At 58.5% G+C, this 11,505-nt stretch carries 10 protein-coding genes; all 10 read right to left on the bottom strand.

Features of this window, described 5'->3' with window-relative positions:
- Window positions 1–71 precede the first annotated feature (71 nt).
- Window positions 72–1,028: a glycosyltransferase family 2 protein gene (locus ABIE18_RS09210; protein WP_216924011.1), complete on the bottom strand. Its 957-nt coding sequence runs from the start codon at window positions 1,026–1,028 to the stop codon at window positions 72–74.
- A 3-nt stretch (window positions 1,029–1,031) separates the two neighbouring features.
- Complete coding sequence (locus ABIE18_RS09205) at window positions 1,032–1,517, bottom strand: GtrA family protein (protein WP_499722409.1); 486 nt, start codon at window positions 1,515–1,517, stop codon at window positions 1,032–1,034.
- Between the two features lie 3 nt (window positions 1,518–1,520).
- A complete protein-coding gene (locus ABIE18_RS09200) occupies window positions 1,521–3,635 on the bottom strand; it encodes a DUF6541 family protein (protein WP_499722408.1) in 2,115 nt (704 codons plus the stop codon).
- Window positions 3,636–3,709: 74 nt separating this feature from the next.
- Window positions 3,710–4,441 (bottom strand): ABC transporter ATP-binding protein, encoded by a 732-nt coding sequence (locus ABIE18_RS09195; RefSeq protein ID WP_216924014.1) that lies wholly within the window; start codon window positions 4,439–4,441, stop codon window positions 3,710–3,712.
- Window positions 4,442–5,299 carry an ABC transporter permease gene (locus ABIE18_RS09190; RefSeq protein ID WP_224088060.1) on the bottom strand — a complete coding sequence of 286 codons (858 nt, stop codon included), beginning with the start codon at window positions 5,297–5,299 and terminating at the stop codon, window positions 4,442–4,444. It abuts the gene before it with no gap.
- A 2-nt stretch (window positions 5,300–5,301) separates the two neighbouring features.
- Window positions 5,302–7,314, bottom strand: a complete 2,013-nt coding sequence (locus tag ABIE18_RS09185; protein ID WP_477515031.1) for a glycosyltransferase — start codon at window positions 7,312–7,314, stop codon at window positions 5,302–5,304.
- Complete coding sequence (gene glf / locus ABIE18_RS09180) at window positions 7,311–8,495, bottom strand: UDP-galactopyranose mutase (RefSeq protein ID WP_499722407.1); 1,185 nt, start codon at window positions 8,493–8,495, stop codon at window positions 7,311–7,313. Before glf ends, ABIE18_RS09185 begins: the two co-directional genes overlap by 4 nt.
- A 186-nt stretch (window positions 8,496–8,681) precedes the next feature.
- Window positions 8,682–9,668 carry a Gfo/Idh/MocA family oxidoreductase gene (locus tag ABIE18_RS09175; protein WP_477515030.1) on the bottom strand — a complete coding sequence of 329 codons (987 nt, stop codon included), beginning with the start codon at window positions 9,666–9,668 and terminating at the stop codon, window positions 8,682–8,684.
- On the bottom strand, window positions 9,668–10,759 hold the full coding sequence (locus tag ABIE18_RS09170; RefSeq protein WP_499722405.1) for a DegT/DnrJ/EryC1/StrS family aminotransferase: 1,092 nt from the start codon (window positions 10,757–10,759) through the stop codon (window positions 9,668–9,670). Before ABIE18_RS09170 ends, ABIE18_RS09175 begins: the two co-directional genes overlap by 1 nt.
- Complete coding sequence (locus tag ABIE18_RS09165; protein WP_216924020.1) at window positions 10,756–11,373, bottom strand: acyltransferase; 618 nt, start codon at window positions 11,371–11,373, stop codon at window positions 10,756–10,758. Before ABIE18_RS09165 ends, ABIE18_RS09170 begins: the two co-directional genes overlap by 4 nt.
- Window positions 11,374–11,505 lie beyond the last annotated feature (132 nt).

Genomic DNA, 11,505 nt, shown 5'->3' with positions numbered 1-11,505 from the left:
CCGGCAGGAAAGAGAAGGGAGGGTCAGGACGCCAAGCGTCCTGACCCTCCCCTTCTTGTTGCAGGAATTCCCTACGTACGTTCTTTCATGGGATGCATCGTGGGTCTGTTTGGACTTGCCTGTATGTCCAGTTGGAGGGATACCAACAGCATCTGGACTCCCAGCACAAAGGGCACAACAGCCAACATCACCGATCCCGCGGTAGGAGATCCTACGCTTGCGGCGAGAACCCAGATCCCAGCCACGAGACCCATGACAATAAGGGCGATGCCTGCGATCAACAGAAGAGCCACCGCTGAGAAGGACCAGACCATGTACTTCCACCAAACACGGCGCCAGAAGCCGCCAAAGAGCATGGCCAGCAGCTCGGGGATCACCTTCCGGAGCTTGATGCTGGAAACCTCATTGCCGTAAACAGCAGGAATCGGGACATCCACAATCGGTACATCGAGGATGTTCAGGTGAATCAGGAGGTCGTTCTCAAAGCTGTAGCGTGCGGCCACCTTATTCATTGGCAGGCGACGAAGAACTTCCGTCCGGATCGCCGTGTAGCCATTCTGGGGGTCGAAGATGTGCCAGTAACCCGAGGCCAGCTTTGTCATGAACGACAAAACGATGTTGCCAAAGATTCGGTAGCCAGGCATGCCGGCAAAAGACTCACCTGAAAAGAAGCGGTTGGCCTTGGCAAAGCCGTAACCATCCACCACCGGATCGAGCAGCTGCGGCAGGTACTCCGGATCCATCTGGGCATCGCCGGCCATCACAACGTTGATGTCGGAGCCCAGCTCCATTGCCGCTTTATGCGCCGTCAGAACAGCGCCACCCACACCTTGGTTGACCTCATGCCGAATCAAGGTGACCCTGCCATCATCCGCCCGAAGAGCAGCCCCGGAGGTGTCGTCGGGGCTGCAGTCATCAACAATGACAATGTCATCGACGAAATCAGGCATCGTTTCGATCACCTGTGCGATGTGGTTCTCTTCTTTATAGGCCGGTACTACCGCGGCAATTCGAACGCCTCGATACATCGATTATCCTTCGCTGCTGTTAGGTGTGAATTTCTGTGCTGGCACGTCAGTGCCCGACGCACCATCTGTCTGTCCGCTGGCGCTCTTCGGTTGCTTCTTTTGCGGGAAGATCCAGTGCTTGTAAATGAAGTAGTTCCATCCCATGGTCACAATGGTCGCAACCACTTTACCGGCAACATATCCGGCACCCAGGAACTGGAAGAGCTCCACGATTCCCATGACCGCCACAGTGTTGAAGGCCAAGAGTCCGGAGTACCGCAGCACTCCACCCAGAGCCGTTCCGCCTCCCCCGAAGGCAAAGTGGCGCTGCAGGAAGTAGTTGAAGAAGAAACTACCCCAGAATCCTGCGCCCGTGGCCAACCAAAGCGGCCAACCAAACACTTGGAAGCAGAGCGCCAGCAGACCGAGATCCACAATGAAGCTCAGACCGCCCACCACGAGGAATCTGAACAAACTGGACGAGAGGAACTTTTTGATGAATGCCTTCATTGGTTAGCAGATCCTTCCAAGCGGGGCGATGCCATCGGGTTTCCGGTTCTCGAGGATTCCCGGGACTCCGTCAAGCTGCACGCGGTCCTTGGAAGCGGCGTCGAAGGCTTGTTTGCCACCGGGCAACTGGGACCAATCGATCCGGTACAAGGCTGCGTTTCCATCACGCACAACAAGCTTCAAATAAGGGATGGAATCAGGATGGGTCAACCCCGCCTTGGGCTCATCCCAGGCCCGGATCCGACCGTCGGCTATGTATACCCATTCGATACCAAGCTCTGAAGCGGCCGCCCGTGCGTCGGGATCCGTCGCCAACTCAGGGAGCTTTTGAAGGACAAGCAGCTGCCGGTTCGTAGGAAGTATTTCGAAGTGCCGGATCATCGGCATTCGGTTCCCGAGTGCATACATCCATACGGAACCATCGCAGGAGTCATTCAGCACGGTGGCGTCCTGGGGAACATACTGGTCCATTTTGCTCAGCAGATCCACTTCGGATGAGCTGAGGGTGGGGCCATCAATCTTTGTATTGATGTTGATGCGCTGGGCATTTTGCTTGAAGTATGGGATCGCGCCGACCCCGCATACCAACAAAACCGCGACGGCGGCCGCTGCCGTGATGACGTGGTTCGGCCTGCGCCCGTTCTTGACGCCGGATTCGTCGGATTCTGCCCGACGATTGCGGAACCGCCGGACGGCCCACTCGATTGCCTCTCCGGACTGGGCAACGCCCAAGCCCGCAAGCGGCACGAGGAGCATGACAAGGACGCCGAAAATGCGCCATTGATCGTCGTAGAAAGGTGCTGTCAGGTTCAGGAAACGGGGGCTCTCGCTGCCCATGGTGTAAACCGACAGAAACGCAAAAGCCAGGACCGGGCCAAAGTACCACCACATGCGGATCCTGAAGGCAACAGCGAGGCAGCCAACGGCAACAAGCGTTGTCAGGATCGGCATTGCCATGGAGCCATGGTTCAGGAGAACAATGTTCTGGATGGCACCGTTGCGATCAGTATCCGGTGCCCACATCATCTTGGAGACGCGCTCAGATTCCTTGAGCATCTGGGTAATGATCGGCAGGCCGATGATCGCCGCGAGAACCCCTGACACAGCGAGGTAAACAGTAATGCCCAGGATCCTGCCCTTGCGCCGTATCAGGGCGGAGAGCAGCCAGAAGAAAAGGACCGGCAGTACTACGAATGCCAGGGAGGGGTGCACGGCAATAAGGCCCACTGCTCCGAAGGCAATGCCCAGGACCCAGAACTTTTGCCGCTCCAAGGCACCTTTGACTGCCAGGAAGACGAATGGACCCACCAACAGCATGCCAGCGAAAAATGGAATCAGCGGGCCACGCCACAGCAAGTCATAGGGGTAGACCGTGAACCATCCCGAGACTGCAGCCGCGGCGGCGACGGCAACCGGGCGGCGTGTGAGGATCATGGTCAAGGCCATGGCGCTCAGGGGTAACTGAACGGCCATCATCACCAAGACGAAAACATTCAGGAACACCGGAATGCTGACAGCACTCAGCGGCCAGAACAGCGCGAGCACCGCGTGGAACGCAATCGGGTAGCTCCTGATGGGCGCATCAGAAACAGTGGTGTCGTAGTAGGCGAAGTTGCCCGCTATGGCCGGATCCCATTCATGATTCACCGAGATAAGCCGGATCATGTTTGCATGCCAAGGAATGTCCCAGTCCTGGTTTATCCCCAGGAGGCCTTCACTACCGACAAACCATGACACGGCGGCGACGGCTCCGCCCGCAAGAAGGCCTACAAGCAGGATCCACCAGGAGCCGGCAAATCGGTGCTTACCGAAAATGCTTGGCTGTGTTCGGAGGGGAGTCTGGAACTTGTCAGGGAATCTACGCCTCAACAGGAGGCGTAGAGCCAACAGGACAGCAGCCAACACCAGCAGAACGGCGGATACAGGAAGCAGTTGCCAGCTCAACCCCAAGGAATTGCCCATCACACCGATGACCGTCAGGGCACCCATGCCCAACAATGGTGCCACGACGGGCAGGAGGGTTCGGCGCACTCCCAGTGCTTCTCCGAGAAGCCAGCCTGGACCCCACCACAACACAACGATCAGGAGTACACACAACAGCAGCGGGCCGATACCCATTCCTACGATCGCCTTTCTTAGATGCTTCCACTAGCCATCCCTTGACAGACGACTCTTGCTATTGGATGCCGGACTTAGTTGCGTTCCCGCAGCCAGGCGACAGCCTGGTCAGCCGGACCTTCGAATTGGACAGTGCCGGAGGATAAGACGACTCCCCTGTCGCAGATCCGTGAAATCATGTCCAGGTCATGGCTGACAACCACGAGGGTCCTGCCTTCGTCGGACAGCTGCTTAATCTTGGCCAGGCACTTCCGCTGGAAAGGTTCATCGCCAACAGCCAGGATCTCGTCCACAAGGAAGATATCCGGCTGCGTATGAACTGCCACCGCAAAAGCAAGGCGCAGGAACATTCCGGAAGAATAGAACTTCACTTCCGTGTCGATGAACTGCTCGATTTCCGAGAAAGCGACGATCTCGTCGAATTTCTCGTTGATCTCCTGCTCTGTCATTCCAAGGATCGCGGCGTTAAGGAAGACGTTCTCACGGCCGGACAAATCCGGGTGAAACCCGGCCCCAACCTCAATCAGGCCGGCGACGCGGCCTTTGGTCCGCACAGTGCCCTGATCCGGCAGGATGACACCGGAAATCAACTTAAGCAACGTGGACTTACCGGAGCCATTGAAACCCAGAAGGGCCACGGTCTCCCCATCCTGTATCTCGAAGCTGACATCGTGCAGGGCATCGAACTTCTTGGTGAGATCACCCTTGCGTCCCTTGACGAGCCACACAAGCGTCTCCTTAAGGGAGTGCGAGTGACGCAAATTGAAAGTCTTTTTCAAGCCCTTGACTATGACGGCGGCGCCCACTCAGACCTCCTGCGCAAAATGGCCTTCGAGCCGGCGGAACACCAGCTGGCCGATGATAAGGAAAACTGCGGCCATCCCCAGTCCAGCCAACCCCGTCAACATCAGGTGAGGGGGCAGTTCGACCGGCTTGGTGACCGTCGGGTACCAGAACGCCCAGTGGAACAATTCCACGGCCACGGTCACGGGGTTGAGCTGGTAGATCGTCAAGACCCAGTCCGGGGCAAGACGACGGATCATGGTCCAGTCATAGAGGACGGGTGAAGTCCAGGTGACGATCATCATCAACATGTCCACGATGTTCTCTGCATCGCGGAAAAACACGTTGATGGCACCTGCCAGGAGGCCCAGGCCAGTGGCGGTTACGGCCACAATGACGAAGCCCAGCGCTGCGCCCACCAGCTGCATCACATCTGGTCGCCACCCGTTGAAAAGGGCAGCAGCCAGCAGGACGACCAGTTGTGGTAGGAAATGCACGGCAGCGACCCAGACCGACGCCACGGGAAAAAGTTCCCGAGGCAGGTAGATCTTCTTCACCAACGCGGCATTCCACACGATGGAGCGCGTAGCGTTCGAAAACGCTTCCGTGAAGAAATTGACCACGATGACGCCGGAGAACATGTACAGGGCGTAGTTGGGAATCTGGTCCCCCACGCGAAGGACGATGCCCAGGGCAAAGAACAGGACCAAGTACTGGACCAACGGCTTCACATATGACCAAGCCAGGCCCAGCACAGAACCCCGGTAGCGGACCCTGAGTTCCTTGCGGACGATCAGTTTGAGGAGGTACCGGCGCCGGAAGACATCCAGCAGACCGGCACCTACCCCTGGAACAGCATAAATATCAGTGGAGTTGGCCATCGCTACTTTTTGGGCTCCGAGGCGTCGAACGTCTCTCGCCAGGACTCCATCGATGTGATCTGAGGCAGCGCCGCACGGTACTGGGCCCGGAGCGTCTCCCAATTCGAGAAAAGCTGCGCGTGCAGCTGGGTCGTTTCAACCAGAAGCCGGCGTGCCAACTTGGGATCGCGCTGGTACCACGACGCTCCTGTGCCATCGGCATTGGAGACAACCGCACTGTCCAGATGCGCCAAGCTCCACCATTTGCCGTCCTGATGTGCAACATGGGCCTCAGGGTTGGTCTTGGCAGAATCGCGAACCGGAGCAAGGGTCTGCTTCAGGACGGTCTTAACCGCCCAGGGCAGCAGGCCAAGAGCACCCGGCTGCTTGTAGCTCTGGGGCTTCTTCGGCGGACGTTTGCGGAAGGACTCAGGGAAGGCACCGGGATCGGTCTTGATCTGGGAGTCAACAAATTCCTCGCGCATGGCACGGAGCTTGGGCATTGTGGTGGGCAGCTGCTCGTGGAGCTTGCCTGGCCCCTCCAAGACGTCCCGGAGAGCCATCACACGAGCTTGCTCTGGGTAGTACTGCATCGATACCAAGTGCTTAATGTCCGTGTTCAGGCTTTCACGGAAAATCCGGCCACCCTTGGGGAACGGCGAATGCAGGAGAGTCGCGATGAGCCTGTTGCGTTCGTGATAGTAAGCCTGCCAGTCCACAGAGTCATCTTTATCAGCCCATGAGACGTGCCACACCGCTGCACCCGGCAGGGTAACGGTCGGGAAACCTGCCGCCCGGGCACGCAAGGAGTACTCGGCGTCGTCCCACTTGATGAACACGGGAAGGGAGAGTCCGATGTTTTCCACGACGGTCTTGGGGATGAGGCACATCCACCAACCGTTGTAGTCAGCATCCCAGCGGCGGTGCAGCAGTGGCGTTGAGCGAAGGCCTTCTGCGGAGAAGTCGTGATTTCCCAGGCCCTCCACGGGTCCCCAGAGGAAACGGTAAAAATTCACCACTTCGGCGTAGGCGTGCAAAACGGACTTGTTATACATGTCGAACATGTGTCCGCCGACGATGGTGGGCTTACGGCAAAGGTCGGCAAATGCGACCGCCCTGAGCACACCTTCGGTTTCAAGTTCAATGTCGTCGTCGAGAAGCATGACGTAGTCGCTCTTGTCAGAGACGAGCATCTCGTACATGTTGCGGGCGAACCCACCCGAACCACCAAGGTTGCCTTGGTTGATGATGCGCAACTGCTCACCCATGGATGCGGCGACGGCGTCGAACCCGTCTTCGTCGGCCACCTTCTTGTTGCCTTGGTCCACGATGATCAGTTCCGCGAGGATTTCACGGAGACCGGAGTCGGCATCGATTGACTTGATGGTTTCAAGGCAGTAGTCGGCACGGTTGAACGTTGTAACACCCAGCGTGACTTTCCCCTGGGGCCTGCCTTCATCAGGAACAGCCCAGTGGGCGCTCTTAAGCGTCATTCCATCGCCGCCGGCAATGAGGTCGAACCAGTACCAACCGCCATCGCCAAAGGGAGCGAGCGTAAGTTCGAACTCGTTCGACGCAGTTCCCTCAACGAGGATCGAGTCCACCCGCTGCGATGCACCGCGCGCATTCGACCGGTAAACGATGACCGTTCCTTCGCCCTCGGTCTCTATGTGGAGAACCGTCTTTGTGGCGATGGTCCATTTGCGCCAGTAACTGGCCGGGAAGGCATTGAAGTAGGAACCAAAGGAAAGACGCTCGCCCCGGCGCACCTGCACCGACCCGCGGTCCAGGATGTCCTCCGGGTGGAGTTTGCGGGCCATGCCCACTGCCTGAACAACTGCTGTGCCGTTGTCATCCTGCTTGCGGACCTTATTGGTGTCCGGATCGACATAGAGCGGCAGGGTATCGAGGTCGCGGTTGGCCGGGAAAACCACACGCTGGACTATTCGAAGGTTCTGCTCAGTCGACGCCGGGCTGTCTGCGGCTGTTGTGGCCGTCATGGCAGTCTCCTGGCTTTCATTTGTTGTGGCGGTCATGCGTCCACTCCACCACTTTCCAGCTTGGCGCCGCCCGTGAAGTGCGGCTTGATCTTGTTGTCGAACATGGACAGGGCCGAACCGATGGCCATGTGCATGTCCAAGTACTTGTACGTTCCAAGACGCCCGCCAAACAGTACAGACTTCTCGCCACGTGCAAGATCACGGTATGCGAGCAGTTTGCTGCGGTCTTCTGATGTGTTGACGGGGTAGTAAGGCTCGTCGCCCTTCTCCGCAAAACGCGAGAATTCGCGCATGATGACCGTCGCGTCCTTCGTGTAGTCGCGCTCAGGGTGGAAGTGGCGGAACTCATGGATGCGAGTGAAAGAAGTCTCCGGGTCCGGGTAGTTCATCACCGAGCACCCCTGGAAATCCTCAATCGGCAGCACTTCTTCTTCGAGGTCGATCGTGCGCCAGGAGAGATCACCCTCGGCATAGTCGAAGTAGCGGTCTACGGGGCCTGTGTAGATGACCGGAACCTGGCCAAGGACCGAGGACCGGCCGAATTCGCCATCGTCAAAGAAATCCGTGTTGAGGATAACTTCAATGTTGGGGTTGTCCGCCATGCGCTCGATCCACGCCGTGTAGCCGTCGACAGGAAGCCCTTCATGGGAGTCATTGAAGTAGCGGTTGTCGTAGTTGTAACGCACGGGGAGCCTGGAGATGATCTCCGCGGGAAGGTCCTTCGGATCCGTCTGCCACTGCTTGCCGGTGTAGTGCTTGATGAACGCCTCGTACAGGGGCCGCCCGATCAGCTGTATGCCCTTGTCATTCAGGTTCTGGGGATCAGTACCGGCAAGCTCGCCCGCTTGCTCCGCAATGAGCTGACGAGCTTCGGTGGGGCTCATTGCTGCACGGAAGAACTGGTTGATGGTACCGAGGTTGATCGGCATTGGGTACACCTCGCCCTTGTGGCTGGTGTAAACCTTGTGCTGGTAGCTCGTGAACTTGGTGAACCTGTTCACGTACTCCCAGACACGTTCATTCGAAGTATGGAAGAGATGCGCTCCGTACCGGTGCACCTCGATTCCCGTCTTCTCTTCATTCTCGCTGTAGGCGTTTCCTCCAATATGGTGGCGGCGATCAAGAACCGCGACCTTTAGCCCCAACTCGGTAGCGGCGCGTTCTGCAATGGTCAGGCCAAAGAAACCCGAGCCGACGACGACGAGATCAGCGTTCACAAACTCTCCTGTGTATTGGCGTGCGGGCACAGAAGTGCCCACGTCTACTGGTCAAGGCTACCCGACTTGGCGTGCGTTCCCCGTATCCGGGCCCTTGGCCAAGCAGGGGCGGCTGGGGTACACAAACACCAGAGGGAGGCTGGCACGTGGCCAGCCTCCCCCAAAGGCGATGCTTGATTTGGCGTCTCAGAGGCTGATGACAGAGCCCGATTTGGCGGAGTCCAGCACTGCCTCAGCGACCCGCAGGGTCTCAAGGCCTTCCGCCATCGTCACGATGTTCATCGACTTTCCGAGGATTGCGTCACGGAACGCCTCATGCTCCATCTTCAAAGGCTCCCGCTTGGCAAGGGCGAAGCGGGTCGAGGATCCCTCAGATACGCCCCGGAAGGCCGCGACGGAATCCCAGTCCGTCTGGAACGTTCCGTTTTCCACGAAGGTCAGGTCTGCAGAAATGGTGTCGGCGATGAATGCCCCACGTTCGCCCAGAACGACCGTTGTACGTTCCTTCATGGGTGACAACCAATTCACGATGTGGTTGGTTACGACACCGCTCTTGAGGTGGCCAATGGCTGTAACCATGTCTTCATGTTCGCGGCCACTGCGGGAGGTCGTGTGCGCTACGACGTTCACGAAGTTGCTCTGCGCCAGCCATGCGGTGAGGTCGATATCGTGCGTTGCAAGATCCTTGACCACCCCGACGTCGGCGATGCGCGCCGGGAAGGGTCCCTGCCGTCTTGTGCTGATCTGGTAAACGTCGCCAAGGTCACCATTCCCGAGCCGCTCGCGAAGGCTTTGCAGGGAAGGGTTAAAGCGCTCGATGTGACCGACCGCGCCGATGAGGCCATTGGCTTCGAAGGCTTTGGCAATGCGTCCGCCCGACTCGGAATCGTTCGCGATCGGCTTCTCGACGAGACAGTGGATGCCAGCTTCAGCAAGCCGCAACGCCACTTCCTCATGCAGGATGGTCGGCACGGCAGCCACTGCCATGTCGATTCCCTGCTCAATCAGTTCCTCAACTGTGTTGTAGACAGTCAGGCCATCCGCAACATTGTGTGGATCGCCGAACGAATCCGCGACAGCAACCAGGTCAACGCCATCAAGCTCGCGGATTACGCGGGCATGGTGGCGACCCATCATACCCAGTCCGATGAGGCCTGCGCGGAGGTTTGCCACTAGCTTCCTGCCTTTGCGATGGCGTTGACGGCCGTCACGATGCGGTCCAGATCATCCTGGCTCAACGATGGGTGCACCGGGAGGGACAGCACGCTGGCTGCAGATTCCTCAGTTACAGGCAGCTCATCCGATGTCTGGAAGGGCGCAAGGCGGTGGTTCGGGATGGGGTAGTACACGCCACAGCCGACGTTGTATTCCTCACGCAATGCCTTAGCGAAACCATCACGGTCATCGGTAATGCGGATGGTGTACTGGTGGTAGACGTGCTCATACCCCTTGGCTACCTTCGGGGTGATGACGCCTTCGATGTTTGCGTCAAAGAATGCTGCGTTTTCCTGCCGGGTCTTGGTCCAGCCTTCGACCTTTGTCAGTTGGACGCGCCCGATGGCTGCATGGATGTTGGTCATGCGGGCGTTAAAGCCAACCAACTCATTCTCGTACTGGCGCTCCATGCCCTGGTTGCGCAAGAGACGGAGTCGACGTTCGACGTCGGCCAGGCCTGTGCTGACCATCCCACCCTCGCCGGAGGTCATGTTCTTCGTGGGGTAAAGGCTGAACATGGCGAAGTCGCCGAAGGTTCCGACCTTGCGGCCGTTGACAGCGGCACCATGAGCCTGGGCCGCATCCTCGAACACTTTGACCCCGTGCTTCGCAGCGAGCGCGCCAATGGCATCGACGTCGAAGGGGTGCCCATAAAGGTGGACCGGCATGATCGCCGCCGTGCGGTCGGTAATCTTCGACTCAACAGAGGCAGGATCCAGCGTGTAGTAATCCGGGTCAACATCGGCAAAGACTGGCGTTGCTCCGGTCAGCGCGACCGAGTTGGCCGTTGCTGCGAAGGTGAAGGAAGGAACAATGACTTCGTCGCCGGCGCCTATGCCGGCGGCCAGAAGGCCAAGGTGCAGCCCTGAGGTGCCAGAGTTGACGGCGACAGCTGCGCGGCCGTCCAGAAGTACTTGGGAAAATTCCTGCTCGAAGGACGCAACCTCCGAGCCTTGGGCAAGCTGGCCGGAGGCCAGAACTGCCTCTACGGCCTTGCGCTCGTCGTCGCCAATGATGGGTTTGGCGGGGGGAATGAATTCGGGGCTCATGCCTCTACCTCTCGAAGTGTCTCGTTCTGTTCAACATATGTGGCGCCGGTTTCCGGGCATACCCAGTTCCCGCCAATGTTCTGCAGCGGGAAGCCCGCCTTACCGACCCAGCCCCGCCGCTTGGCCGGAACCCCGACCATCAGCGCGAAATCAGGGACATCTTTGGCAACAACCGCTCCGGCGGCTACGGTGGCCCAGCGTCCGATGGTCACGGGAGCGACGCATACGGCGCGGGCACCAATGGACGCTCCTTCACGAATAGTGACGCCCACAGGCTCCCAGTCGTGCGCACTCTTCAGACTTCCGTCCGGACCTACAGCACGGGGATAGGTATCATTCGTCAGCACTACTGCCGGACCGATGAACACGCCGGCCTCCAGTTCTGCGGGCTCGTAGACAAGTGCATAGTTCTGGACTTTGCAGTTGTCCCCCATCTTGACGCCAGTGCCGATGTAGGCACCGCGTCCGACGATGCAATTGACGCCCAATTCGGCTTTCTCTCGGACTTGGGCCAGATGCCAGATCTTGGATCCATCACCAATTACCGCCTCGTCTGAAACATCGGCGCTCTCTGCAACCACTATCACCGGTGAAGGTCCCTTCTCATTGAGCACACGCGACAACGAGTTTCATCTTAGCCGAGACGCCATGACCTCGCGTCAAGCCAGCGTCTTCAGCTGGTATCGCCAACAGTTGTCCACATAGCCCAGGAAAGGGGCAGCAACCTGTCCGGGAATTCCATAGCC

Source organism: Arthrobacter sp. 2762 (genome assembly GCF_040548745.1).
GTDB lineage: Bacteria > Actinomycetota > Actinomycetes > Actinomycetales > Micrococcaceae > Arthrobacter.
This window is presented reverse-complemented; position numbering and strand designations above follow the sequence as displayed.